Here is a 25519-nt window from a genome sequence, read left to right as displayed (position 1 = left end):
CCCCTACCGGCTAGGATTTATCACCATGGCTGAAAAAGGAATTGTTCCCGTTAAACTCTCGCTCACTGAAGGTGACTTCTATACCCTGTGGGCACCACGCTGGCGAGAAGGCGGCAACGAATGGCAAGCGTTTCTCGGTGCGAACGATGACCTTTATGTCTTCAACTCTGTGGAAGAACTGCTCGTCTTCCTCGAATCCGAGGATAAGCATGATCTCACCTCCCACCCAGAGTGGAAGAAATTCAACTCCGGCGATGCTGCACGCGTAGTGCCAAGCAGCAATGCAGAGCTCGATATCGTAGGCGCTCCAGCATTATTGGCAGAACGACCTTCCTACGCCAACGTCAAAACCCTCTCCCGTATTTTCGCTGCCATGCGCAGCCTCGGCAACGTCACCGCTGCTACCCCAGTAACTGTGTTCTTCTCCACCCACTCTGTTCTCAGCAATGTTGATCGCGGTTCTGAGCACTACTCCGGACCTAATGGCCTGGGCGAATGGACCTCAGTTGGACGCGCAGTAGCCACCAACTGGAATGGTGTTGTTGACTCCCTTGATGAAGTCATCACAGTCAAGGAAGTAAACACCTTGTTCACCGAGGATGCTGCTACCCGCATCCAGGAAGCACAGGCAGCTGTACAGGCAGCTCGCGAAGCCGAAGAGCAGGTTGCCAAGGAAGAAGCCGACAAGGTTGATCCTTATGACAACTCCCCATGGGCTGCCGCAGGCATTGATCCGATCAAGGTATCCATCGATGGCCGCACCGTCTACACCCTACGCACCTACCTCGGCGGACAACCAGTCTTCCTTGGAAAATTCGGCGAAATCTTCACCTTCAACAGCCAAAAATCACTCCTGCGCTGGCTCGTTGAACACGACGACCACGATCTCGCACGCGCATCCACCTGGAGCGATCTCATGCTGGGTATCAACGCTGGCGAAACTGAACTCCTCGTCCACAGCGACAACGTCTACTCCTTCAACGGACTCGTCAAAGACATCAACACCTCCGTAGATGCCGTAGACACCAAGCAAATGGGCCGCGCCTACGAACTCATGGCTGATACCGCCGACTGGGCTGGAGATGACTCCATGAACTCCTACTTCCTTGCCAACCCACGCATGCAGGACTACATCTCCTACATGCTCGGTGGCGGCGACACTTCCGGATACGTCCCCCACGCACCATTTAACGATCACTCCGACAGCTGGCGTGAATTGGAAGAGATGCTGACCAAGCGCTTCAGCAAGTTCTAAACTCCCTCGCACAAACTACAACACCGCACTGCCCAAAAAAACATGGACAGTGCGGTGTTTACTTGCTGACTAGTGTGACCAGTGGTAATTTTCCGGCACTCATGGGAGCCAAGTCAGGGGTAATTATATTGCCGATGTGGCTGTGCACTGATTTAAGGGATTGAATATCCAGAATGGGTGTTCGTATCAAACAGTGCTTATCAGGCGCTTAGATGGACGTCTGAGAGAGGTTATTTTTGATACATATGGGACTATTGGGAATCCTGTGAGATTCCGATACAAGGATCCGTTCCATCCCGCCGGAAACTTGGTAAATCGAACGAGTATTTGCATAACACTGGTCTGTGGGTGCAAAAATCTGTCCCATTTTCGCAAAAAATAGCGATTTGGAACGAGAATTTGCATCTTTAGCGCGCCTGTGGCTTAGCTCGAATGCGTCACCAACTCCTGCACGGTTCAAGCCAGTAAAAGTAGCTAAACCCCTTGAGAGCATGGTTGGTCCTCATTTTTCAGTATCAGGTGGGTAGCTGCGATCAATCTACTCCCTGTAATTCACATCAATGTGGCGAGATAGTGATCTTTGCGCCTCATTAATCGTGTTACTTTCGGCACTCATTTGAGAAAATTCAACCCCAAGCTATAAAACCGCACTGCCCAACGCACCGTAGGCATCATGCAACCTGAATAGAACCTGTTCTAAGCACCTGCCGATGTTTTTCCTAGAATACTTCAGTCGGTACTATGACCAACCCATGAGGAAAACGCTTCGCCACAGCTGCACCGCACTTCTAACTGCATGGGCGCTACTACTACCCACAGCAGCCCTGGCACAAGAGCCAATCGAAGCAGAAGTCACAGCCGATAATGCCGAATCGATCGAAGACATCATCGAGGACAGCGCCCTTCCCACCACGCGCGAAGCAGCACCCAACACCGATCTCTGCCCCAATAAACACACCCCTGCCCCGGCGCGCACCACCTCAGAAGTAGTCGCGCCGGGTATGGAGACACCTGTTGCAATACCCGTTCCCGCTGTCCCGGCAGGTGGCGAACAGATGGCGGCCTGCGGTGTCATCGCTCCTGACGTCTTTGAGCTTCCACCGCAGGCGGATAAAGAACTCACGGCTTCTGCGTGGATGGTGTTTGATATCGATTCCGGCGAAATCCTGGCGGCCAAAGATCCTCACGGCAGATACCGTCCGGCGTCCATCATTAAAGTGTTGTTGAGTCTCGTTGCCATGGAGGAACTCGATCCCCTCGCTGTCGTGACAGGCACTGCCGACGCTGCCGATATCGAAGGTTCCCGCGTGGGGGTTGGCGAAGGTGGACAATATACCGTTGATCAATTACTCCACGGTTTGCTGTTAGCCAGTGGAAATGATGCGGCGTATCTGTTGGCTCAAGAACTTGGCGGGGATCAGATCGCGTTGGAAAAGGTCAATGCTCTGGCTAAGCAGCTCGGTGCTCAAGACACCTTTGCTGCTACTTATTCCGGTTTGGATGCGCCAGGTATGTCTACCTCTGCGTATGACATGTCCTTGATCTACCAGCACGCTTGGCAAAACCCTACATTTAAGGCCATCATCGGCACTGATCACATTGCGTTCCCAGGTTGGGGCGATAATGAGGGTTTTGAGGTCTGGAATGACAATGCTTTGTTTATGAATGATCCCGATGGCATCGGTGGCAAAACTGGCTATACCGACGATGCCAACCACACGTTTGTGGGTGGCCTTGATCGAGGTGGCAGGCGCCTGGCCGCCGTGATCTTGGATTCCACGGTCACAGATATTCGTCCGTGGGAACAAGCACGCTTGCTTATCGACGCCTCCCTCCGCACCCCTCCAGGGTCCGGTGTGGGCCAGCTCGGCAGCAACGTGCCAGCAGAGCTGCCGACTACGGTCCCAGAAATGCCAGAATCCACCGACACCCCTACCCAGGATATTGGTGGATCTGAGGACACCATGCTCAAAATCATTGTAGCGCTCGGTGTCATCGCAGTGCTTTTAATTGCTGCACTGGCATGGACATTTAGACGCCGAAATTAAGCGTTCTTCTTCACTACTTCTGCGTTTGCCAGACGGTCGTGTGCACCGCGCATCTGGTTGTTTTCATTAATTGAAGAACCATAGACAGCAGCCATGATGAATGACACCACGGTACCGATACCAGTGACGCTAATCAGCTTCCACCAATTTCGCTTTGCTGCTGCTCCGGCTGACAAACGTGCATGAGTATCCACATCGCGGGTTTCATAGCCCATGATCTTCTTCACAGGGGTGGCTCCCAGAAGAGATTCACTACCCACAATGTAGAAGATGGTAAACAGCGCCACAATGATGGCTGTTAAGAATTCTGAGCCAAAACCAAAAATACCCGCGACAATTGAACCCGCAATACTAGCGATGATGCCGTCCACGATAGCCATCCACAACCGCGTGCTTGCTGTTGGTCGATTAAAAGTCTGCGCACCATACATCTGCTGCGCTGGCACGCTAGAAAACGGCTGCTGACCATACATGGAAGCCTGCGTTTGATCCTGCAGTGGGTTGTAGCTGTGCTGTGCGTTGTAATCCATGGTCGGATCACCGTAAGCATAGGTTTGTCCACTGTTCCACTGTTGCTGTGGTTCTGCAGCTGGTTGTGGCGGTTGCGGTGAGGCAAACGGCTGTGAGTTAGGCAGCGTGCCGAAATTTCCCAAATGCTGGATCTGCGCCCAGGTCAACGGAACGCCGGTTGCCAATTGGGCATCATAGGTAGCTCGCTTGGCAGGATCGGCCAGCACCGCAAACGCTTGCACAGTTTGGGCTCTGCGAGGATCTTCTTGCGGAATACCCATTTGCTCTAGGCGAAGGTCGCGCGCAGAAAGGGAAATGCCTAAAGCTTCAGAAGTTTCGCTTCGATCTAGGCCAAAGGCATTGTATAGATCGGGTAGGTTCGTGTTCATATCTCCACCATAAACAATGCATCGGCACTATGGAATCGGGGTATGCCCTTAAAAGTGCAGTCAGGGTACGTTATTTTTTCCGCAGCAAAGTAAATGCACCTGCGACCGCTGCACCCACGGCAACTCCAATGCCTACTTTTCGAGCTGACTGCGAAACTTCACCGCTTGGATCAATTTCATGGCGAATTCTGATCACTGCTGGTTCTGGCGCCGGAACAGCAGCCAAACGCAATGATTCTTCACTAGTAGCTGCCCACGCAGAGCAGTACATGAGGATGCGCCAACTCAAATACAGCACAACCATGATGCCGATGATCGGACCGAACGCAGCACCGGCTGGGTTTCCGAGCGCATTAGAAGCCAACTGCGATCCAGCCTGTTTTACTACTTCGAAACCGATCGCGCCCACCAAGGCGGCTTGTAAACCTGGGCGCAGTGGGACTTTGGTACGAGGAAGAGAAAAGATTAACCACCCAAACACTAAGAAGTTGGCCAGCACACCAACAACCACTGCCACGAACCACGTGATGTAGCTAATGCCTGGGAAATCTCCCAGACCAACCAACTCAAGAAGGTTCTGGGTAAGTCCCGATGCACCGATGGCAGTAACGCCAAAAGCCACACCCAAAGCCAGAATCAGCACGATGAGAGCAACGAGGTCTGTGAGCTTATTTTTCAGGAAATTGCCCTCTGTCGGATCGATAGCCCACATCCGAGAAACACCGAAACGTAAGTTCGACATCCAGCCCAAACCGGACCACAGCGCGGTTAAACCACCAATACCTAAGACAGCGCCACGCTGAGCAATGGCCGTATCGATGATTCCGTTGATCGTATTTCCAATTTCGCCGTCTACAGATCCATTAATCCGATCTTGGATATCTGCCAAAATTTCCGGGTTTCCAGCGAGGATAACACCAGCGATACCGAAAACTAGCATTGCCAGCGGGAAAATAGACAGCACGGAAAAATAAGTAATTCCGGCGGAGAGTTGGTTTCCGCCTTTCGCACCAAAGCGTTCGTTCATCCGCATGAGGTGATCAAACCAGCTATGCTTTTCCCTCAGCTTTTCAACCATCCCAGGTTCGTCTTGATTAATACGTTCAATACCGTATTCATCTGTATGTCGGTCTTGGGGTGTCGTTCTTGTAGACATGCGCAATCCTCCGAACCTAGAAAATAATTAATACCTACCAGAATAGAAAAATCCGGCCACCAATGTTGCTTTGGTAGCCGGATTGTAATAATCGAGCAGGCTTTTTAGCGGCGAGGCGCCAAGAATCCGATCTTGTCGTAAACATCTGCCAAAGTTTCATTAGCAATGGCATTTGCACGCTCAGCACCAATTGCTAAGACGCGCTCAAGTTCCGCACGATCATTCATGTACTCGTCGTACTTAGCCTTCAGCGGAGTAGTAAATGCCTCAAGTGCTTCGGCGGTGTCACCCTTCAGTGCACCGTAACCAGCGCCCTGGTAGCCGTCGACAAGCGCATCAACGGAAGTGCCGGTCAGCGCAGACTGGATGACCAGCAAGTTGGATACGCCTGGCTTATTTTCAGGATCATAAGCAATCACGCCATCGTTATCAGTCACGGCAGACTTGATGCGTTTGACAGACACCTTAGGCTCATCAAGCAGGTTGATGATGCCCTTAGGGTTATCACCGGACTTGGACATCTTGGCAGTTGGGTTTTGCAGATCGTAGATCTTGGATGCGCCCTGTGGAATGAAGCCTTCTGGAACTTCGAAAACCTTGCCAAAACGATTGTTCACACGTTCTGCGAGTGTGCGGGTCAGCTCTAGGTGCTGGCGCTGGTCTTCGCCGACTGGCACGAGATGTGGGCGGTACAATAAAATATCGGCTGCCATCAGCATTGGATAAGTAAACAGGCCAGCAGAGGTGCGATCAGCGCCACGCTTAGAAGACTTATCCTTGAACTGAGTCATGCGGGATGCTTCACCGAAACCGGTGAGGCACGTGAGCACCCAAGACAATTCTGCGTGTGCCGGAACATGAGACTGCACGAACAAAGTGGAGCGTTCTGGATCAATGCCCAGTGCCAAGAGCTGGGCTGCGCCAGAAATAGTGCGGTTGCGGAGTTCTTCTGGATCCTGATCAACAGTGATTGCGTGGAGATCCGGGATGAAATAGAAAGCATCATAGGATTCCTGCAGGTCAATCCACTGCTTGACCGCTCCGAGGTAGTTACCTAGATGATAAGAATCGGCGGTGGGCTGAATTCCAGAAAGAACTCTGGAAGCGGTTTGTGCGGTGAGATCAATATCCTGCGTCGTCATGCTGTATCAGTGTAGTCACCTGAGAAGAAGCTTTTCCTGTAAGGGAACGATTATCAAATCACAGCCCAAAAACTTATGGGGCTACTATCGGCCGAAAGTTTAGGGTTTTGTTCAATCTGTTGATTAGGATTACACGGGTAAGTTAAGCCATAGAAATTTTCATTAAGGGTTGTTTTGTCGCGCACCGGTGTCCAGAAAAAACCACAGCTCACCGCTCCTGTTGTCATCATTGGCGCCCTCATCATGTTGATTGTTGCGTTCATTGCCTCACTCATGATGGGTCCGGTTACAGTCCCTTTTAATGAACTAGCTAGCAATCCTATTGTCACCGAAATTCGTACGCCCCGCATCATCATCGCTGCTCTAGTGGGAGCTGCACTAGCGGTTGCTGGTGCAATCATGCAAACGGTGTTCCATAATCCGCTTGCTGATCCAGGCATCGTGGGTGTGTCTTCGGGTGCTGCTGTCGCGGCAGTACTGGCGATTGTCACAGGTGCGAGCTTCTTTGGTCAGTGGACGGTTCCTTTTGCTGCATTCGTTGGCGCATTAGTTACTGTTGCCGTGGTCTATTTGATCGCAAGCTCTCGAGCCATGGATGGTCGCGGAGCAGATCCTGCCACCTTAGTCCTGGTGGGCATGGCAATCACCGCATTTTTGGGTGCCATTATTGCCAGCGCAACGGCCAATGCGCCCCAGGATTCAGAGCTGCGTTCAGTTACTTTTTGGCTCAACGGCGATCTAGTCTCTCGCACTTGGGAGCATGTGGGTGTGGCAATTGTGCCGATCATTGTGGGATTGGTCCTGGCGATCGGTGGCTCCCGCGATCTGAACTTGCTGTTGTTGGGCGATTCGACGGCACAAACTTCCGGACTCAATGTCAACCGTGCACGCATCATCTTGTTGGCTTTAGCTGCGCTGCTAACAGCCACTGCGGTTGCGGTATCGGGCACGATTTCCTTTGTGGGTTTGGTGGTTCCCCACCTGGTGCGCATTGTGTTGGGCGCAGATCACCGAGCATTATTGCCTGCTGCTGCGATTTTGGGTGCAACTTTTGTGATCGTGGCCGACACTGTGGCACGCATGATCTTCTCCCCCATTGTGTTGCAAACTGGTGTGGTTGTAGCGTTTATTGGCTCACCAATCTTTTTGTATTTGCTGCTCAGTATGCGCAAACGACGCGGATTGGGGCTGTAGAAATAGCTATGCCTCAACGTGTTGAAGTGCGGAATCTCAACGTGGAATTCCCGACAAAATATGCAGTAAAAGATGTCTCTTTTAGCGCACCGGCTGGACAAGTAACCGCGCTAATTGGCCCCAATGGCGCAGGTAAAAGTACAGCTCTCTCAGCTATCGCAGGACTTGTGGCCTCCACAGGCCAGGTTGTGGTGGGCGGACGTGAGGTGGTGTCGATAAGCGCTAAAAACCGCGCCCAGCTCCTCTCACTCGTGCCGCAAAACACTGAGCTGCGCATTGGTTTTAGTGCCCGCGACGTCGTCGCAATGGGCAGATATCCGCACCGCGGACGCTTCGCGGTGGAAACTGACGCCGATCGCCGCGCCACCGATGACGCGCTGCGCGCCATCAATGCGCAAGACATCGCAGAGCAACCAGTCAACGAACTTTCCGGCGGCCAACAGCAGCTTATTCATATCGGCCGAGCACTTGCCCAAGATACTGCCGTTGTGCTTCTCGACGAACCCGTCTCTGCCCTTGACCTTCGCCATCAAGTCGACGTGCTGCAGCTGTTACGTGACCGAGCAAATACCGGCACCACCGTGATCGTGGTGCTCCATGACCTCAACCATGTGGCCAGATGGTGCGATCATGCGGTACTGATGGCCAATGGCGAAGTGGTCTCCCAAGGACCTGTGTCAAATGTCTTGGAACCATCCACCTTGTCACGGGTCTATGGACTCCCCATTGCGGTTCGGGATGATCCTGATACTGAATCACTTCGAGTGATTCCGCATCCACTTTCTTAATATTCCACATTGAACTCCACGAAAGAAACATCATGAAAAAGTCTCTCATCGCCGTTGTTGCCTGCGCGTTAGTCTTGAGCGGTTGCTCCTCGGAAACTTCAGAAACTGCCCTACCGACAACTGAAACCAGCGCGACTCCAGCCACCGGCGAGTACCCACGCACCATCGAGTTGGAAGATTCTTCCATCACTTTAGAAACCAAGCCGGAGCGCATCGCAGTCCTCACCCCAGAAGCAGCCTCCCTGGTACTGCCTATCGCCGGAGCTGAACGTGTCATCATGACCGCTGAGATGGATACCGCCGATGCAGAAACTGCGGCGCTGGCTTCCCAAGTGGAATACCAAATCAAAAATGGTGGCAGCCTCGACCCAGAACAAGTAATCGCAGCTGATCCAGACCTCGTGATTGTCAGCGCGCGCTTTGCCACGGAACAAGGAACCATCGACATTCTCGAAGGCCTTAACGTCCCTGTGGTCAACTTCGATGCTGATGCATGGGCAGATATTGATGCCATCACCAAACACCTAGATATCGTCGGCGAGCTTGTAGGCGAAGAAGACAAAGCAGCTGAAGCCATCGCAGAAATCGATGCCAACCGCGTAGAAATCGCTAAACCAGCAATATCTCCTACGGTATTGACCTTGATGCAGCGCGGACCACGCCAAATGGTGATGCCTGAAACCTCAATGATTAACGGACTCATCCGCGAAGCCGGCGGCACCCCAGTTGTAGATTCCCTCGGCGCAACCGGCACCATCACTGCAGACCCAGAGCAGGTAGTTGCCATGGCTCCAGAAATTATCATCATTCAAGATTTCCAAGGAAAAGGCCGCGAAGACTTCGCCGATTTCCTTTCCAACCCAGCACTCGCTAGCGTTCCAGCCATTGCTAATGGAAAAGTTTTCTATGCAGACACTGTCACCACTGGGGTCACCGCTGGAACCGATATCACTACTGGCCTGCAGCAAGTCGCAGAAATGATCAGCTAAAGTTATTGTGCACAACTGCCCTCAGCGCTGATTTAAGAGGGCATATTTTTAGAATGAGTGTTTGCATGACCTGAGTGCGGAGAGGCCCTTAAAATCGATTCTGAAGGCCCTCTTTTTCCACAGTTATGGTGAGATTTTCAGCCAGTTTCAGCTGCGCCGGACACAGCGACCAAGATCTGGATTTCTGAGCAGCGTTTGGTCGCGCTGTCTGGTTAAGCAAAGTCGGGACCAGACCAGGTGACCAAAGTTCCCGCCACATTTCGAAAGTTTGGTCGCTGTGTCCGGCTGTGGCTTATGCAGCACCCGAAATAAACAAAAGGCGCGTATCTACTCCCCCTGCACAATGGCAGATGAAGTAGATACGCGCCTTCTTAAGCGTTAAAGCTTACGTGATGTTGGAGAGTGCACATCTGCAGCAACTGCAAGACCCCAAGTGATGATGCCACCACCAGCAGCCATGATCAGCCCAGCAACAATAGCCATCACAGAGTGCCCAACCTCATTGGTGTACCAGACACCAGCAGCCAAGGCGATAGCGCCGAGAACAAGAAGGGCGAATGCCTTACCCATGTGCAATCCTTACGTTTCATATCAACCAAAACAGTTGATACATCCTCATTAAAGTTTCTGAAATGACTTTACCTGTTTTTTAAGCAACTTCCCCAATTAGGGGGAGAAATATTCGGCAAGCCTACTATTTGCGGAACATTCTCCACAACCGTAGCTTTGGATCCCTTTTGTATTCGCGTTCTTGATAATCGAATACAGGAAGACTCCAACCTCGCCAAATGGATAGAAGTCGCACGACAAATGCCACCAGTACGGAGACAATGACTGTGACGTTTTCCGATGCTCCCAAGTACATCATGACGAAATACACACAGGTCGCGAGGAATGCGATCGATGCATAAAGCTCTTTTTGGAACACTAATGGAATCCGGTCACAGAGTAGATCACGCATCACGCCACCGAAGACACCAGTGAGTACGGCTGCCACCACCGCGATGATAAATCCATAGCCCATTTCGAGTGCGATCTGTGTACCAATCACCGCAAATGCCGATAAGCCCACCGCATCAAGCACGAGGAACAACACGCGAAAGTGCTGCATGAGGAAGGAAATCGATACGGTTAAAATCGCAGCGCCGATGATGAGCAAAAGAAACTGTGGCTTTTCTACCCAGACCAGCGGATAGTGTCCAAGCAACATATCGCGAATCGAGCCACCACCAATAGCGGTGACACACGCAATGACGGATACACCAAAAAGGTCCATCTTTTGTCGGCCGGCCGCCAACGCACCTGTCATGCCTTCGGCAGTAATGCCGATAGCCCATAGAATTGTGAGCAGCATCTTAGGAGTAGACCACATTCAAAGGAGCATGGTCTGACCAGCGCAAATTGTAGGCAGCGTCTTTGTCTACCCAGGAGCGCTCAGCGCGTTCGAGCATGCTGGCTGTTGCCGCTTGATAATCGATGCGCCATCCTGCGTTGGTATCAAAAGCTTGGCCGCGGTAGGTCCACCAGGTGTATGGGCCATCGCCTTCAGGCTGTAGGCGACGTGCCACGTCAAACCACGCTGGATCTGCAGCTGCTTCTCGACGCTTCCCCTTGCCGTCATAGTCCACCGCGCCCATAAAGTCACCGGCGCCGGCAACCTGAGTGATGTCCTCAGGGAAGGTACCAAACACGGCGTCCATAAAGGCACGCTCATCAGGCAAGAAACCTGATTTCTTCTGGTTGGTTTTCCAATTTTTGAGATCTTCACGGCGGTGGCAAATATTCCAATCGCCACCGATAACCATGTGTGAGCGCTCTTTCGCACTATCGCTTAAGAACCCTTCAAATTCATCAAGGAAGCGGTACTTCTCATCTTGTTTGTCAGTATCTGCAGATCCGGACGGAAGGTAGAGGGAAGCAACAGTGACAGGAACATCCAATGAGGTGTCCTTAATGGTGGCTTCAATATAGCGTCCCGAATCCAGGAAGGAACCAAAACCAATCTTTACATCATCTAGTGGGTGCCGGGACAAAATGCCCACACCTGCCCGTCCCTTTGCTACAGCTGGAGCTCCCACATAGTGCCATCCTGCATCAAAAGCAGGCTGCAAAGCTTTGTCGGTATCTTTCTCACTTGCTCGAACTTCTTGCAGGAGGACAACATCTGGGCGAGACTCTTCCAGCCACGGGAAAAACCCTCGGTTTTCCTCGCTTCGCTCTTTGACAGCTGCCCTAATGCCATTGACATTGACGGTTGTGATGTGAAAACTCATGCTTGTCAGACTAGTGCTTCTTTGAGGTAATCCTCCATTCCAGCCAGCACCAAACAGGGCTAATTTTTATGCTCATGTGCAGCACAGCGAAAAGCCAACGATGCCAGAAACTCCGACTTCGTTGGCAATGTGGCTTTAAGTTTCTACTTTTCTTTGCGCAGCCCGACCATTGGGAACCACACCAAGATGGCAAGGAATGCCAGACCTGCACCGGCTAGTGCTGGAGTGCTGTAGGAATAACCTGCACCGATAACAACGCCACCGATTGCAGCGCCCAGTGCGTTTCCAATGTTGAGTGCAGATTGATTGAGGGATGCGGCCAATGTTTGCGCGCGTCCAGCAACGTCCATGAGTCGGATCTGCAGTGAAGGAATCAGAGTGGAACCAAAGAAGCCGATGAGGCCAAAGTTAATGATGCCCAAGATTGCGTGGTTAGAGGTGAAATAGAAACCGATCAAGGTGAACACAATGCAGATGAGTGCGAGGAGAATTCCTCGGTCTACGTTCCAGTCTGCGATGCGTCCGCCAGCGTAATTTCCACCGATCATGCCGATGCCGTAGGCCATCAGGACGATCCAGATCAAGGAGCTTGGCATGCCAGCTTGTTCGGTCATGGTCCAAGAAATGTAGGTGTATACAGCGAACATGCCGCCGAATCCGATGGAACCGATGCCCAGGGTCAACCACACCTGAGAGTTTTTCAGTGCGCTTAATTCAGTCAGCGGGCTGGTTGGTTTCATCTCTGTCATGTGTGGCATGAGGAACCACAAGGCGAGCAAAGTCATGGTGCCAAGTACGGTAACCAGGACATAGGCCGTGGACCAGCCGTATGCATCACCCAGTGCTTGGGCTGCTGGAACACCAGCAACGGTACCTACAGAAAGACCCATTCCAACATAGGCAATTGCGCGTCCACGCTGGCCGGTTGGGGCCATGGATGCAGCAGAAAGTCCCGCAACGGAGAAATACGCACCGTGCGGAAGGCCTGCGATGAAACGAGCGGCCAGCAACACTTCATAGGACGTATTGAGAGCGGAAAGTGCATTACCGATAACGAAGAACGCCACCAAGATGAGCAGCAATCGGCGACGAGGAATCTTGCCAGTGAATGCTGTGATGAGTGGAGCGCCCACCACAACTCCCAATGCGTAGATGGTGATGATCAGCCCGGCTTGATCTTCAGAGATCGCAAAATCAGAAGCAATTGCACTGAGCAGACCCATGGAGACAAACTCCGTAACACCAATGGCAAAGCCACCTAATGCCAGGGCTGTCATGACGATATATCGACGAACCTCGGAAATTTCCGTTTGTCGAGGGATTTGACGGCGTTTTAAATGTCCGCTTTGGCTTCGGGGTGCTGAAGCCTCGACAAGCTCTACGGGGGATTTTCCAGATTCGCGCATGGAAGCCCACAGTATCGGACAGGCCCCTCACCAGCACTATTACAGACAATAAATGTGCCTACTTAGCCATCAGATCAAAGACTGTGACCTAAGACATTTTCCAGATTAGAAATCCAGTGCTAGCATATTGGCCAGCCTTACCTAACCATATTGAGAAAGTGGATCTTATATGCGCACCACTCGCGTTTTAGCCGGACTGATGGCAGCCTCTCTCGCGGTTTCCCTTGCAGCGTGCTCTCCAAGTGCGGACACCTCCCCGGCGCAAGCATCATCACCATCCGCGTCCAGTTCTAGCGATCATGATGCTGAGACCTCCAACGAGGCGTTCCCGGTCACCATCAAGCATGCGTTTGGTGAAACCACCATTGAGTCCAAGCCTGAACGCATCGCCACCATCGGCTGGTCTAACCATGAAGTGGCACTGGCCCTGGGAGAAAAACCAGTCGGCTTTGAAAAAGTCACATGGGGCGATGATGACAACAACGGTTTACTCCCCTGGGTTGAAGAGTCTTTGCATGAGCTCGGCGGAGATGCTCCGATTCTTTTTGATGCCACCGATGCCATTCCGTTTGAAGAAATCGCAAACACTGCGCCAGATATCATTTTAGCGTCTTATTCCGGCATTACTCAGGAAGATTACGATCAGCTTTCCCGTATCGCACCAGTGGTGGCCTATCCAGAACTGGCGTGGGGAACCTCTTTAGATGAGATGATCCGTATGAATTCAACAGCTCTTGGTTTGGAACAAGAGGGCAAAGAACTCAGTGCAGATCTTGATGCCCAAGTTGCTACTGCAATGGACGCAAATCCGGAGTTAAAGGAGGCTAAACCACTATTCGCGTTCTTTGATGAAAGCGATTTCTCACAGATTGGTGTGTACACCAGCATTGACCCTCGAATGAGGTTCTTGCTTGATGCAGGCGTGCAGGAAGCTGATGTGTTGAAGGGTTTTGCTGGATCGAAAAGTTTCTTTGAGCAAGTTTCCGCAGAAACTCCTGAGACCTTCAGCGATGTCGATGTCATCATCACTTATGGCACGGACGATGCTGCTGCCAACGCGCAGTTGCTGTCTAAAATGCAGTCCGATCCGTTGTTATCCCGTATCCCGGCTATTGCTGATGGCAAGGTGGTTTTCTTAGGTGCAAACCCATTGGCGGCATCAGCTAATCAGTCCCCGCTGTCTATTCCTTGGGGTATTGACGAATATGTGGCAAAAATTGCCGAGCCGTTGAAATAAATTTGAAATAAGTTCTTGATGTCACTGACTAAAAAAATTGTGTTTCTCAGCAGCATGCTGATGCTGTTGGTTCTCGTGTGCGTGTGCTCTGTGAAATTCGGAGTGCGCTCCATCAGTACGCATGATGCGATTCAGGCACTACTGGGACATGCTGATACAACGGAACAAGCTGCTGCGTTGAAAAGAATTCCACGCACGGTCTTGGGGCTGATCATTGGAGCTGCACTGGCAGTTGCTGGAACCACCATGCAGGCTGTGACTAGGAATCCGCTGGCTGATCCAGGCATCTTTGGTGTGTTATCCGGCGCATCCTTGGCTGTTGTTATTGGTATGTCATTTTTCGGAATGTCGGCTGCAGTTCCCACGATGATCGTGGCGGTGTTGGGTGCTGCAGCTGCTGCTGTGTTTGTGTACAGCGTGGGATCTTTGGGACGTGGCGGTGCCACCCCACTCAAGCTTGCTCTTGCGGGTGCAGCCACCACGGCAGCGCTGTCCTCCTTGGTCAGTGCTGTGTTATTGCCTCGTATCGATGTCATGGATAAATTCCGCTTTTGGCAGATCGGCGGCGTAGGTGGTGCGGAATGGGAGCACATGATGCTGGCTGTTCCATTTCTCGCCACCGGGTTTTTACTGTGTTTGCTTATGTCCACTGGGCTTAATGCACTGGCTTTGGGCGATGATGTAGCCACCAGTTTGGGCGAGCATGTGCCTCGAACACGGATCGTGGCGTCGATAGGCGCTGTTATTTTGTGCGGCGTGGCAACCGCGTTGGCCGGACCCATCGCCTTCGTTGGGCTGGTAGTGCCGCATCTAACCCGCCTGGTTGTGGGCACTGATCATCGCTGGTTGGTGCCATCTTCCGCATTGGCGGGCGCGGTGCTGATCGTTGCTGCTGATACGTGTGGGCGTGTGCTGACCCGCCCGAGTGAAATTGCGGTGGGCATCATCATGCCGATTATTGGTGCGCCACTGTTTATCTGGATTATTCGTCGTCAGAAAGTCGCAGAGCTATGAGTATCAGTGATCAACTCAAGCGCCAGCGTGGGGCGCGCAACTCCCGCAGGGCGCTGATTGTTGCGGCATTGGGCGTCGTCACGCTAGGTATTTTTGCTTTTTCATTGATGTGGGGCGAGGTATTTTATAGCCCTGCGCAGGTGTTTCAGGTGCTCACGGGCCAGCAGGTGCCCGGCGCGAGTTATACCGTCGGCGTGTTGCGTTTGCCGCGGGCAGTGCTGGGTCTTGCCGCGGGAATGGCGTTTGGTGCGGCGGGCGTGATTTTTCAGACGTTGTTGCGTAATCAATTGGCCTCTCCCGATATCATCGGTATTTCTTCTGGTGCGTCAGCTGCGGGTGTTATCTGCATTGTATTTTTTGAGATGTCGCAGTCTGCAGTTTCAGCTGTTGCGTTGTGTGCTGCGTTGTTAGTGGCGTTGTTGATTTATGTGGTGGCGTATCGCGGTGGTTTTTCTGCCACGCGGTTGATTCTCACGGGCATTGGTATTGCGGCAATGCTGAATTCTGTGGTGTCGTATTCCCTGTCGAAGGCTGATTCTTGGGATTTGCCCACGGCGACGCGGTGGCTGACGGGGTCGCTCAATGGTGCGACGTGGGAGAGGGCTTCGCCGTTGCTGCTCACCACGATTGTGCTGTTTCCGATATTGCTTGCCAATGCGCGCAATGTGGATCTTATGCGTTTGGGTGCGGATACTGCAGTGAGCTTGGGCGTTGCTACTAATCGCACACGCATCATCGTCATTATTTCTGCAGTCGCGCTCATTGCGGTTGCGACAGCAGCCTGTGGTCCGATCGCTTTTGTGGCCTTTGTTGCAGGTCCTATTGCCACACGGCTTGTCGGCACTGGCGGATCGTTAATCATCCCTTCCGCATGTGTTGGCGGATTGCTCGTGTTATCCGCTGATCTGATTGGCCAATACTTTCTGGGCACCCGCTACCCCGTTGGCGTGGTCACCGGTGTGTTCGGAGCCCCATTCCTTATCTATCTCCTCATCCATTCTAATCGTGCGGGGGCGCACTCATGACCATCAATCATCAACTCACCGCCGAAGAAATTTCGCTGTCCTATGGCGAGCGCACCATCATCGATGCGCTCAGCCTCGAAATCCTCCCAGGCAAAATCACCTCCATCGTAGGGCCCAACGGATGCGGCAAATCAACGTTGCTACGCGCCTTTGCGCGCCTACTTAAACCCAGCTCCGGGCAAGCGCTTCTCGACGCCTCCCCCTTGCGTTTACTGCCCGGCAAAGAACTAGCCCGCACCTTGGGATTGTTACCGCAATCTCCCACCGCCCCAGAAGGCATCGTCGTGGCAGATTTAGTGGGCCGTGGCCGCCACCCGCACCAAGGAATCATGGGTCGCTGGTCTGCACGTGACTATGACGTAGTTGCCCACGCACTCGAGATGACCAACACCACTGAACTGGCGAATCGTCCCATTGATGAGCTATCAGGCGGCCAACGCCAACGCGTGTGGATAGCCATGGCACTTGCCCAAGAAACAGACATCCTGCTTCTTGATGAACCCACCACCTACCTAGATATCGCCAACCAACTCGAAGTACTCGATCTACTCACTGACCTCAATCGCACACACGGCACCACCATTGTGATGGTGCTCCACGAGTTAGGACTAGCCTCCCGCTACTCCGACCACCTCATCACTATGAACACCGGCCACATCTACTCCCAAGGAACACCCGAAGAAGTCATTACCGAAACCATGATGCGCGAAGTCTTCGCCACCGATGCCCACATCATGTCAGATCCAGTCTCAGGCGCACCGTTGGTCATGCCCATGGGACGTCACCACATCGCCACACTTCATTAGGAGATCCACATGCCTGCACCAGTCACCGCCATCGTTGAATCCGTATCGCAGATCAGCCCCAATTTCATCAGGATTGTCTTTTCCGGACCCGAACTTAACCTGGTGGGCAGTACCACTCCCCTTTATGATCAACGCATTAAATTAATCTTCCCCACCCCAGGCAACCCCCTTCCAGTTTTCCCACCAGGGGTGAATTGGTACCACCACTGGTCCCAGCTACATGACACATCCCGCGGAACAATGCGCACCTATTCCATCCGATCTTTAGAACGCGATGAACAAGCCACCCGACTCACCGTCGATTTTGTTCTCCACACCGCGCCGGGGTGCACTGGACCTGCATCCACCTGGGCTGCCGCTGCAACTGCGGGTGCTGAGATCTTGATTGTCGCACCACGGCTAGATGCCGAACCCATGGGAGGCATCGAATTTGATCCAGGCACTGCCACCAACATTGTCCTCGTCGGTGATGAAACTGCGGCTCCTGCGATTGCGCGCATCCTAGAAGACCTGGCAGATACTGATATTCATGGTAAAGCTCTGATTGAAATCCCCTCCTCTAAAGATGCGCTCCCGATCAAAAATCCCGCCTCGGTAGAGGTGTCCTGGCTTCCTCGAAATGGCCGGAAACACGGCGAACTCCTAATGGAAAAACTCGCACTTCATCATTGCGAAACCGTGATATCCGAAGACATGGTGTGGGAAACTCCTACGTTTTCTGCTGCAGGTGAAAACCTTCAAAACATACACGCGAAAAACGATGATTATTACTGGATTGCGGGCGAAAGTGGGGTTGTTACCAATATTCGTCGCTCCCTGATAAAAGAGAGAGGTGTAGCCCGTTCTCAGGTTGCATTTATGGGCTATTGGAAACACGGTGTTTCCATGCGGGGTTAAAACCGCCACCATAGGCTTCAGCAAATGTTAGAACACTGTATTCTAGGTACCTGAACAAAAGAGCCCATCAACCAAGGAGACTCATGGCTAAGATCATCTGGACCCGCACCGACGAAGCACCGCTGCTCGCGACCTACTCGCTGAAGCCGGTCGTCGAGGCATTTGCTGCTACCGCGGGCATTGAGGTCGAGACCCGGGATATTTCTCTTGCTGGACGCGTCCTCGCCCAGTTCCCGGATCGCCTCACCGAAGAGCAGAAGGTAGGCGACGCACTCGCAGAACTCGGCGAGCTTGCTAAGACCCCTGAAGCTAACATCATTAAGCTTCCAAACATCTCCGCATCTGTTCCACAGCTTAAGGCTGTTATTAAGGAACTGCAGGATCAGGGCTATAACATCCCAGATCTGCCAGATAACGCCACCACTGACGAGGAAAAAGACACCCTCGCTCGTTACAACACTGTCAAGGGCTCCGCTGTGAACCCAGTGCTGCGTGAAGGCAACTCTGACCGTCGCGCACCAATCGCAGTGAAGAACTTCGTGAAGAAGTTCCCTCACCGCATGGGCGTCTGGTCTGCAGATTCCAAGACCAACGTTGCAACCATGGATGCAAACGACTTCCGCCACAACGAGAAGTCCATCATCCTTGATGCAGCTGATAATGTTCAGATTAAGCACATCGCAGCTGACGGCACCGAAACCATCCTCAAAGACAGCCTCAAGCTGCAGCAGGGTGAAGTTCTAGACGGCACCGTTTTGTCCGCAAAGGCACTGGACGCTTTCCTTCTTGAGCAGGTTGCTCGCGCAAAGGCAGAGGGTATCCTCTTCTCCGCACACCTGAAGGCCACCATGATGAAGGTCTCCGACCCAATCATCTTCGGCCACGTTGTCCGCGCATACTTCGCTGATGTCTTCGCACAGTACGGTGACCAGCTCTTGGCTGCTGGCCTCAACGGCGAAAACGGCCTGGCTGCAATTTACACCGGTCTGGATTCCCTGGACAACGGCGCAGAGATCAAGGCTGCCTTCGACAAGGGACTGGCAGAAGGCCCAGAGCTTGCAATGGTGAACTCCGCAAAGGGCATCACCAACCTGCACGTTCCTTCTGACGTTATTGTTGACGCTTCCATGCCAGCAATGATCCGTACCTCCGGCCACATGTGGAACAAGGATGACCAGGAGCAGGACACCCTGGCAATCATTCCTGATTCCTCTTACGCTGGTGTCTACCAGACTGTTATCGATGACTGCCGCAAGAACGGCGCATTCGATCCAACCACCATGGGTACCGTCCCTAACGTTGGTCTGATGGCGCAGAAGGCTGAAGAATACGGCTCCCACGACAAGACCTTCCGCATCGCAGCTGACGGCAAGGTTCAGGTTGTTGCTTCCAACGGCGACGTTCTCATCGAGCACGACGTTGAGGAAAACGACATCTGGCGTGCATGCCAGGTCAAGGATGCCCCAATCCAGGACTGGGTAAAGCTTGCTGTCACCCGCTCCCGTCTCTCCGGCATGCCTGCAGTGTTCTGGTTGGATCCAGAGCGCGCACACGACCGCAACCTGATCACCCTTGTGGAGAAGTACCTGGGCGACCACGACACCGAAGGCCTGGACATCCAGATCCTCTCCCCTGTCGAGGCAACTCAGCTCTCCATCGACCGTATCCGTCGTGGCGAGGACACCATCTCTGTCACCGGTAACGTTCTGCGTGACTACAACACCGACCTCTTCCCTATTCTGGAACTGGGCACCTCTGCAAAGATGCTGTCTGTCGTTCCTTTGATGGCTGGTGGCGGACTGTTCGAGACCGGCGCTGGTGGATCCGCACCAAAGCACGTCCAGCAGGTTGTTGAAGAAAACCACCTTCGTTGGGATTCCCTTGGTGAGTTCTTGGCTCTGTCCGAGTCCTTCCGCCATGAGCTGAACAACAACGGCAACGCTAAGGCTGGCGTGCTGGCTGACTCTCTGGATAAGGCTGCTGAGAAGCTGCTAAACGAAGAGAAGTCCCCATCCCGCAAGGTTGGCGAAATCGACAACCGTGGCTCCCACTTCTGGCTGACCAAGTTCTGGGCAGATGAACTTGCTGCGCAGACCGAGGATGCAGATCTTGCTGCTACCTTCGCACCAGTTGCTTCTGCACTGGACGAAAACGCAGCAGCAATCGACGCTGCATTCATCGCAGCTCAGGGTAACGCTGTTGATCTTGGTGGCTACTACGCACCAAACGAAGAGAAGACCTCTGCAGTTATGCGCCCAGTTGCGCAATTCAACGAGATCGTTGACGCACTGAAGAAGTAATCACTTCACAGTTAAGCGCTGTGCTTCCTCACATGGAAGTACAGCGCTTTTCATATTTTTATTGCAATAATGGGCATATGCGTTTTTCTCGAGTTCTTCCCGCACTTCTTCTTGCCTCCGCTGTGAGCATGCCCACGGCATCTGCTGCAACGCTAACGGCTGATACAGACAAAGAATTATGCATCGCCAGCAACACTGATGATTCTGCGGTGGTATCTTTTTGGAATTTCATCGAGGATGCTGTTCATAATCAACGCCTTGCTGAGCTCGATACCCAAGATCCTGGCCTTAAAACCGCGATTGAAAGCTATATCAACCAAGACCCCGAAGCCCCTTCAGCTGCTGAGCTACAGGTTCGACTTGACGCAGTGCAGTCAGGCGAAGGCCTAGCGATGCTGCTGCCGGATGATCCCACACTGGCAGATCCAAATATTGAGGGCAGTTTTCAAACCGAATATACCTATGATGAAGCCACAAATATTGTCAGTGGTTTTTCTCAAGACCCTGCTGCAGATGTGTTGAACCAATTACAACAAGCAGCATCCACAGGCACGCGCACCGCGGAGATCCGAGCAGAGTTTTTTGCTGAGCACACCCAAAAATATAACGAATCCCAGGTTGCGCTTCAGGAAGATTTTCAACATTGCATTGATGCTATCGATGATGCGCGCCCGCTCCCGTTGCAATATATTTTGCTCGGCGGTGCGGTGGCTTTGGCAGTAATTGTGCTAGGCATTAGAGCCTGGAGCAACTCGCGCAAAACCTCAAGGCACGGGCAGTAGGAAGGCGTCGAGAAGCAAGCTTTTGCTTTTCGACGCCCAAAGGCGCGCTGACTCCTCTTAAGAATCAGCGCGCCTTTATTTTTAGCTAGCAGCAGCGAGCCCCAGGATTTGCATCCTGCTCCGCGTACCGTGCCCGCCAATACTCCCGTTCCGTGGGAACGGCTGCCTCCGGGTGGTGGTGTTTCAGGTGCACAACATATTTAGCATATGCGGTATCCCCCATCAGCTCAGTGAGGTACCACCACACAGCTCGTGGAATTTTCCACAATGCACCAGCAAGCGTTGCCATTTTTAGTGCGATCCCGAAGAAATCGGTGCGCCACCCGGGTAACGCTCATCCCACATTTCTTGGACTTCCTTGTCGCGAGCTGTAGCAAGGAAACCAGTTGGAGCAAAGTACGCAGACTCCGTGGCTGGTTCTTCAGTGGTCTCCAGCGGAGTACCGGCAGAGCGCGCCTGAATAGCCTTAATGCACACCACGATGGCAGAACCGACCACAACCAACACCAGCACAGCAAACAGAATCGATAAGATGCCCTGGATGGTGGTGTTTCGAATAACCGCATCGATGGCCTCTGGTGTTTTTGCTGCACCAAACTCAGTCAGGCCCTGCGCCTTGGCATCGCGGAAGTTCGCATTCTGCGCCCAGTAGCCAATAGCCGGATCAGAGTGGAAAATCTTCTGCCACGACGCAGTCATCGTGACAATAAGATCCCATGCCAATGGCACACCTGGAATCCATGCCCACTTGTACAGGCCCTTCTTCACAACAACCACGAGCACAAGCGACAGCGCGATTGCGGCAAGCAACTGGTTAGCGATACCGAACAGTGGGAACAGCACGTTAATGCCACCCAGTGGATCGGTCACACCCATGAGCAAAATTGCACCCCACAGCGCACACACAAACACTGTGGAAATCCAGTTACCCAGGGTCCAATTAGGATCCTTGAAACGACGCAGACCTGGAACATTGCCCAAAGTATCGGTCATCATGAAACGAGCCACACGAGTACCGGCATCCACGGTGGTGAGGATGAACAGTGCCTCAAACATGATGGCAAAGTGGTACCAGAACGCCTTCATTCCAGCGCCACCAATAAATCCGGAGAGAATCTCAGACATACCGAAAGCCAAGGTAGGTGCACCACCGGTACGGGAAATCACAGTGGATTCTCCTACTCCTTCAGCTGCTGCAGCAAGCTGCTCTGGAGTGATATCTGCGCCAGTGAGACCAATGGAGTTAACCCACGCAGCTGCCGTTTCTGGATCTCCACCGGTCAGTGCCAGTGGCGCATTCATGGAGAAGTACAGGTGACGATCCAAAATCACAGCAGTAATCAGCGCCATCATGGCCACGAAAGATTCCATCAGCATGCCGCCGTAGCCCATCATGCGCATCTGGGATTCCTTCTCCACGAGCTTTGGCGTGGTGCCAGAAGAAATCAACGCATGGAAACCAGACAGCGCACCACAAGCAATGGTGATGAACAAGAATGGGAACAGGCTACCGGAGAATACTGGACCGTTGCCCTCCATCGCGAAGGAGGTTACAGATGGCATTTGTACTTCTGGGCGAGCAAACAAGATGCCCACTGCCAACAGACCAATGACACCAATCTTCATGAAAGTAGACAGGTAATCACGCGGTGCGAGCAGCAGCCACACTGGCAAAATAGCGGCCATAATGCCATAACCAATGAGTGCCAACGCCAAGGTGGTCTTGGACCAGGTGAACCATTCAACGCCCCATGAAGTATCTGCAACCCAACCACCTGCAACGATAGCCAGCAACAACAGGAAGACACCGATGATGGATACTTCTGTCACACGACCTGGACGCAGGTAACGCAGGTAGACACCCATAAATAGTGCGATTGGGATGGTCATGGTGATGGAGAAAACGCCCCATGGAGAATCGGCCAAAGCATTAACCACAATCAGTGCCAGCACAGCAATGATGATGATCATGATGGAGATGGTGGCCAAGATACCCGCAGCGCCACCGACAGTACCCATTTCATCGCGAACCATCTGGCCCAGTGAACGGCCACGGCGGCGAGTAGAGACCCACAGCACCAGGTAATCCTGGACTGCACCCGCGAAAATTACGCCGAGGATAATCCACAGGGTTCCTGGAAGATAGCCCATCTGAGCTGCCATAACAGGACCAACCAACGGACCTGCACCTGCGATTGCTGCAAAGTGATGGCCGAAAAGAACACGGCGATCTGTTGGAACGAAGTCTTTTCCATCATTGACATACTCAGCCGGGGTTGCACGCTGATCTTTAGACTTAACAACCTTGTATTCAATCAAACGCGCGTACAAAGTAAAGGCGATGATATAAGAACCTACCGCCGCTAAAACTAGCCACACGGAGTTAATGGTTTCACCGCGAGAAAACGCAATTGCGCCCCAACCAACGGCTGCGATGACGCCAAATACGAGGAGTCCGACACGAGCGGTCGGAGACATTTTCGGGGACTTTTTCACACCAACCGGAAGGTCGGTGGCACTGCTATACACCAAATCATCATTGGTGTTGTCAGTCTGTTTTATGGTCACGATCGTGGACGCTTTCTCTATCGACAGAAAAAGGGAAAGTCCGGCCAGATAAGGGTGGTTCTGTGTGCCGATTCTCGGAGCATTAACGGCTAGGTGTGCGAAAATTGACCGAGATTTTTAATTTTCTAACAGTGGAAAAGTAACACTCGAACATGTTTTATACCACCACAACAATTAACTGCGGGGCTAGTCACACCCCCATTCTTGAATATATGCTCTTAACTGCATGCAATCGATTCCACGATTCCCTCAGTGGGCAACATAAATTAACCCTAAGAATAAATTTATACCGCACAGTCTATTGCAATAGACAAAGCTGTTCAGTAGGGTGCTTTAAAGAACATTTTCACGCATCAATTAAAGGACAATAATCATGGCAAAGTACGATAATTCCAACGCTGATCAGTGGGGCTTTGAAACCCGTTCCATCCATGCCGGCCAGCCAGTTGATACACAGGCCAGTGCCCGCAACCTCCCCATTTACCAGTCCACTGCATTCGTTTTTGATTCCGCAGAACACGCTAAGCAGCGCTTCGCACTCGAAGATCTAGGACCCGTTTACTCCCGCCTCACCAACCCCACCGTTGAGGCTCTAGAAAACCGCATTGCCTCTCTGGAAGGTGGCGTCCACGCCGTAGCTTTTTCCTCCGGACAGGCTGCAACCACCAACGCCATCCTGAACCTGGCAGGCGCGGGCGATCACATCGTTACCTCTCCCCGCCTTTACGGTGGTACCGAAACCCTTTTCCTCATTACCCTTAACCGTCTGGGTATCGACGTTGACTTCGTGGAAAACCCAGACGATCCAGAGTCTTGGCAGGCAGCGGTTAAGCCAAACACTAAAGCTTTCTTCGGTGAGACTTTCGCCAACCCACAGGCTGATGTTCTCGACATCCCTGCAGTGGCAGAAGTTGCACACCGCAACAACGTGCCACTAATTATCGACAACACCATTGCCACCGCAGCGCTAGTGCGCCCACTTGAGCTTGGCGCCGACGTCGTTGTTGCTTCCCTGACCAAGTTCTACACCGGCAACGGCTCCGGCCTGGGCGGCGTGCTTGTCGACGGCGGAAAGTTCGATTGGACCGTCGAGCGCGATGGAAAGCCAGTATTCCCTTATTTCGTCACCCCAGATGCTGCGTACCACGGCTTGAAGTACGCAGACCTTGGCGCTCCTGCATTCGGCCTCAAGGTTCGCGTCGGTCTACTGCGCGACACCGGCTCTACCCTTTCCGCATTCAACGCATGGGCTGCAGTTCAGGGCATTGATACCCTGCCTCTGCGCATCGAGCGCCACAATGAAAACGCCATCAAGGTTGCAGAGTTCCTCAACAACCACGACAAGGTGGCAAAGGTCAACTTCGCAGGACTGAAGGACTCCCCTTGGTACGCAACCAAGGAAAAGCTCGGTCTCAAGTACACCGGCTCCGTACTCACCTTTGAAATCAATGGTGGCCAGAGTGAAGCATGGGCATTTATCGATGCCTTGAAGCTACACTCCAACCTTGCCAATATTGGTGATGTTCGCTCCCTGGTTGTCCACCCAGCAACCACCACCCACTCGCAGTCCGATGAAGCTGGTCTGGCACGCGCAGGCATCACCCAGTCCACCATCCGTCTGTCCGTGGGCATTGAAACCATCGCCGATATTATCGCAGACCTCGAAGCTGGCTTCGCTGCCATCTAAGTTTTTCCACAACCAACCCCAGTGCTCATGCACTGGGGTTTTGTGTTTCCAAA

The 25519-nt window shown here is 52.7% G+C and carries 22 protein-coding genes; 13 read left to right on the top strand and 9 right to left on the bottom strand.

The window, feature by feature from the left end; translation table 11 throughout:
• Positions 1-25: 25 nt before the first annotated feature.
• Entirely contained in the window at positions 26-1255 is a 1230-nt protein-coding gene (locus ccrud_RS03385) for a hypothetical protein (RefSeq protein WP_066564826.1), read from the top strand.
• A gap of 752 nt (positions 1256-2007) precedes the next feature.
• A complete protein-coding gene (locus tag ccrud_RS03380) occupies positions 2008-3303 on the top strand; it encodes a D-alanyl-D-alanine carboxypeptidase family protein (RefSeq protein WP_066564823.1) in 1296 nt (431 codons plus the stop codon).
• Here ccrud_RS03380 and ccrud_RS03375 read toward each other — a convergent pair.
• The 3 genes from ccrud_RS03375 to trpS all read right to left on the bottom strand — a co-directional run bounded on the left by ccrud_RS03375 (position 3300) and on the right by trpS (position 6500).
• A complete protein-coding gene (locus tag ccrud_RS03375; RefSeq protein ID WP_066564822.1) occupies positions 3300-4202 on the bottom strand; it encodes an RDD family protein in 903 nt (300 codons plus the stop codon). The two genes, ccrud_RS03380 and ccrud_RS03375, sit on opposite strands and share 4 nt — an antisense overlap.
• A 70-nt stretch (positions 4203-4272) precedes the next feature.
• Positions 4273-5358 (bottom strand): YhjD/YihY/BrkB family envelope integrity protein, encoded by a 1086-nt coding sequence (locus ccrud_RS03370; RefSeq protein ID WP_066564821.1) that lies wholly within the window; start codon positions 5356-5358, stop codon positions 4273-4275.
• A 104-nt stretch (positions 5359-5462) separates the two neighbouring features.
• Positions 5463-6500, bottom strand: a complete 1038-nt coding sequence (gene trpS / locus ccrud_RS03365) for a tryptophan--tRNA ligase (RefSeq protein ID WP_066564819.1) — start codon at positions 6498-6500, stop codon at positions 5463-5465.
• 174 nt (positions 6501-6674) lie between these two features.
• On the opposite strand from trpS, the gene ccrud_RS03360 reads away from it, so the two are divergent.
• The 3 genes from ccrud_RS03360 to ccrud_RS03350 are packed head-to-tail and all read left to right on the top strand — an operon-like array spanning position 6675 to position 9471.
• On the top strand, positions 6675-7694 hold the full coding sequence (locus tag ccrud_RS03360) for a FecCD family ABC transporter permease (RefSeq protein WP_066564815.1): 1020 nt from the start codon (positions 6675-6677) through the stop codon (positions 7692-7694).
• 8 nt (positions 7695-7702) lie between these two features.
• The gene (locus ccrud_RS03355) at positions 7703-8482 is read left to right on the top strand and encodes an ABC transporter ATP-binding protein (protein WP_066564814.1); all 780 of its coding nucleotides are present in this window, start codon (positions 7703-7705) and stop codon (positions 8480-8482) included.
• Between the two features lie 32 nt (positions 8483-8514).
• On the top strand, positions 8515-9471 hold the full coding sequence (locus ccrud_RS03350) for an ABC transporter substrate-binding protein (RefSeq protein WP_066564813.1): 957 nt from the start codon (positions 8515-8517) through the stop codon (positions 9469-9471).
• 378 nt (positions 9472-9849) lie between these two features.
• Here ccrud_RS03350 and ccrud_RS03345 read toward each other — a convergent pair whose 3' ends face one another.
• The 4 genes from ccrud_RS03345 to ccrud_RS03330 form a co-directional block, all read right to left on the bottom strand.
• A complete protein-coding gene (locus ccrud_RS03345) occupies positions 9850-10041 on the bottom strand; it encodes a hypothetical protein (RefSeq protein WP_066564811.1) in 192 nt (63 codons plus the stop codon).
• Positions 10042-10165: 124 nt separating this feature from the next.
• Positions 10166-10825 carry a trimeric intracellular cation channel family protein gene (locus ccrud_RS03340; protein WP_066564810.1) on the bottom strand — a complete coding sequence of 220 codons (660 nt, stop codon included), beginning with the start codon at positions 10823-10825 and terminating at the stop codon, positions 10166-10168.
• A 1-nt stretch (position 10826) separates the two neighbouring features.
• Positions 10827-11744 (bottom strand): exodeoxyribonuclease III, encoded by a 918-nt coding sequence (locus ccrud_RS03335; RefSeq protein WP_066564808.1) that lies wholly within the window; start codon positions 11742-11744, stop codon positions 10827-10829.
• A gap of 143 nt (positions 11745-11887) precedes the next feature.
• A complete protein-coding gene (locus tag ccrud_RS03330; protein WP_066564806.1) occupies positions 11888-13150 on the bottom strand; it encodes an MFS transporter in 1263 nt (420 codons plus the stop codon).
• 169 nt (positions 13151-13319) lie between these two features.
• Between ccrud_RS03330 and ccrud_RS03325 the strand changes: the two genes are divergently transcribed.
• The 7 genes from ccrud_RS03325 (at position 13320) to ccrud_RS03295 (ending at position 21211) form a co-directional block, all read left to right on the top strand.
• Entirely contained in the window at positions 13320-14387 is a 1068-nt protein-coding gene (locus ccrud_RS03325; protein ID WP_066564804.1) for an iron-siderophore ABC transporter substrate-binding protein, read from the top strand.
• A gap of 18 nt (positions 14388-14405) precedes the next feature.
• On the top strand, positions 14406-15401 hold the full coding sequence (locus ccrud_RS03320; RefSeq protein WP_066564802.1) for a FecCD family ABC transporter permease: 996 nt from the start codon (positions 14406-14408) through the stop codon (positions 15399-15401).
• Positions 15398-16426: a FecCD family ABC transporter permease gene (locus ccrud_RS03315; RefSeq protein WP_066564800.1), complete on the top strand. Its 1029-nt coding sequence runs from the start codon at positions 15398-15400 to the stop codon at positions 16424-16426. Before ccrud_RS03320 ends, ccrud_RS03315 begins: the two co-directional genes overlap by 4 nt.
• Positions 16423-17232 (top strand): ABC transporter ATP-binding protein, encoded by an 810-nt coding sequence (locus ccrud_RS03310; protein ID WP_066564797.1) that lies wholly within the window; start codon positions 16423-16425, stop codon positions 17230-17232. Before ccrud_RS03315 ends, ccrud_RS03310 begins: the two co-directional genes overlap by 4 nt.
• A gap of 9 nt (positions 17233-17241) precedes the next feature.
• Complete coding sequence (locus ccrud_RS03305) at positions 17242-18129, top strand: siderophore-interacting protein (protein ID WP_066564795.1); 888 nt, start codon at positions 17242-17244, stop codon at positions 18127-18129.
• 83 nt (positions 18130-18212) lie between these two features.
• Positions 18213-20429 (top strand): NADP-dependent isocitrate dehydrogenase, encoded by a 2217-nt coding sequence (locus tag ccrud_RS03300; protein ID WP_066564793.1) that lies wholly within the window; start codon positions 18213-18215, stop codon positions 20427-20429.
• A 77-nt stretch (positions 20430-20506) separates the two neighbouring features.
• Positions 20507-21211, top strand: coding sequence for a hypothetical protein (locus tag ccrud_RS03295; protein ID WP_066564791.1), 705 nt, complete (start codon positions 20507-20509; stop codon positions 21209-21211).
• 85 nt (positions 21212-21296) lie between these two features.
• Here ccrud_RS03295 and ccrud_RS14870 read toward each other — a convergent pair whose 3' ends face one another.
• Both ccrud_RS14870 and ccrud_RS03290 read right to left on the bottom strand, forming a co-directional pair.
• Positions 21297-21500, bottom strand: coding sequence for a YbdD/YjiX family protein (locus ccrud_RS14870; protein WP_074025394.1), 204 nt, complete (start codon positions 21498-21500; stop codon positions 21297-21299).
• Between the two features lie 2 nt (positions 21501-21502).
• On the bottom strand, positions 21503-23779 hold the full coding sequence (locus tag ccrud_RS03290) for a carbon starvation CstA family protein (protein ID WP_066564789.1): 2277 nt from the start codon (positions 23777-23779) through the stop codon (positions 21503-21505).
• A 373-nt stretch (positions 23780-24152) separates the two neighbouring features.
• Here ccrud_RS03290 and ccrud_RS03285 point away from each other — a divergent pair, with 373 nt between their 5' ends.
• Positions 24153-25466, top strand: a complete 1314-nt coding sequence (locus tag ccrud_RS03285) for an O-acetylhomoserine/O-acetylserine sulfhydrylase (RefSeq protein WP_066564786.1) — start codon at positions 24153-24155, stop codon at positions 25464-25466.
• Positions 25467-25519 lie beyond the last annotated feature (53 nt).

It is taken from the genome of Corynebacterium crudilactis, assembly GCF_001643015.1.
GTDB lineage: Bacteria > Actinomycetota > Actinomycetes > Mycobacteriales > Mycobacteriaceae > Corynebacterium > Corynebacterium crudilactis.
The sequence above is the reverse complement of the archived record's forward strand: the minus strand, read 5'-3'. Positions and strand labels throughout refer to the sequence as shown.

Excerpts from the sequence above, each read along its gene's own strand:
- ccrud_RS03385 (WP_066564826.1), top strand. The coding sequence starts at position 26 with ATGGCTGAAAAAGGAATTGTTCCCGTTAAACTCTCGCTCACTGAAGGT.
- ccrud_RS03380 (WP_066564823.1), top strand. The coding sequence starts at position 2,008 with ATGAGGAAAACGCTTCGCCACAGCTGCACCGCACTTCTAACTGCATGG.
- ccrud_RS03375 (WP_066564822.1), bottom strand. The coding sequence starts at position 4,202 with ATGAACACGAACCTACCCGATCTATACAATGCCTTTGGCCTAGATCGA.
- ccrud_RS03370 (WP_066564821.1), bottom strand. The coding sequence starts at position 5,358 with ATGTCTACAAGAACGACACCCCAAGACCGACATACAGATGAATACGGT.
- trpS (WP_066564819.1), bottom strand. The coding sequence starts at position 6,500 with ATGACGACGCAGGATATTGATCTCACCGCACAAACCGCTTCCAGAGTT.
- ccrud_RS03355 (WP_066564814.1), top strand. The coding sequence starts at position 7,703 with ATGCCTCAACGTGTTGAAGTGCGGAATCTCAACGTGGAATTCCCGACA.
- ccrud_RS03350 (WP_066564813.1), top strand. The coding sequence starts at position 8,515 with ATGAAAAAGTCTCTCATCGCCGTTGTTGCCTGCGCGTTAGTCTTGAGC.
- ccrud_RS03345 (WP_066564811.1), bottom strand. The coding sequence starts at position 10,041 with ATGGGTAAGGCATTCGCCCTTCTTGTTCTCGGCGCTATCGCCTTGGCT.
- ccrud_RS03340 (WP_066564810.1), bottom strand. The coding sequence starts at position 10,825 with ATGCTGCTCACAATTCTATGGGCTATCGGCATTACTGCCGAAGGCATG.
- ccrud_RS03335 (WP_066564808.1), bottom strand. The coding sequence starts at position 11,744 with ATGAGTTTTCACATCACAACCGTCAATGTCAATGGCATTAGGGCAGCT.
- ccrud_RS03330 (WP_066564806.1), bottom strand. The coding sequence starts at position 13,150 with ATGCGCGAATCTGGAAAATCCCCCGTAGAGCTTGTCGAGGCTTCAGCA.
- ccrud_RS03325 (WP_066564804.1), top strand. The coding sequence starts at position 13,320 with ATGCGCACCACTCGCGTTTTAGCCGGACTGATGGCAGCCTCTCTCGCG.
- ccrud_RS03320 (WP_066564802.1), top strand. The coding sequence starts at position 14,406 with ATGTCACTGACTAAAAAAATTGTGTTTCTCAGCAGCATGCTGATGCTG.
- ccrud_RS03315 (WP_066564800.1), top strand. The coding sequence starts at position 15,398 with ATGAGTATCAGTGATCAACTCAAGCGCCAGCGTGGGGCGCGCAACTCC.
- ccrud_RS03310 (WP_066564797.1), top strand. The coding sequence starts at position 16,423 with ATGACCATCAATCATCAACTCACCGCCGAAGAAATTTCGCTGTCCTAT.
- ccrud_RS03305 (WP_066564795.1), top strand. The coding sequence starts at position 17,242 with ATGCCTGCACCAGTCACCGCCATCGTTGAATCCGTATCGCAGATCAGC.
- ccrud_RS03300 (WP_066564793.1), top strand. The coding sequence starts at position 18,213 with ATGGCTAAGATCATCTGGACCCGCACCGACGAAGCACCGCTGCTCGCG.
- ccrud_RS03295 (WP_066564791.1), top strand. The coding sequence starts at position 20,507 with ATGCGTTTTTCTCGAGTTCTTCCCGCACTTCTTCTTGCCTCCGCTGTG.
- ccrud_RS14870 (WP_074025394.1), bottom strand. The coding sequence starts at position 21,500 with ATGGCAACGCTTGCTGGTGCATTGTGGAAAATTCCACGAGCTGTGTGG.
- ccrud_RS03285 (WP_066564786.1), top strand. The coding sequence starts at position 24,153 with ATGGCAAAGTACGATAATTCCAACGCTGATCAGTGGGGCTTTGAAACC.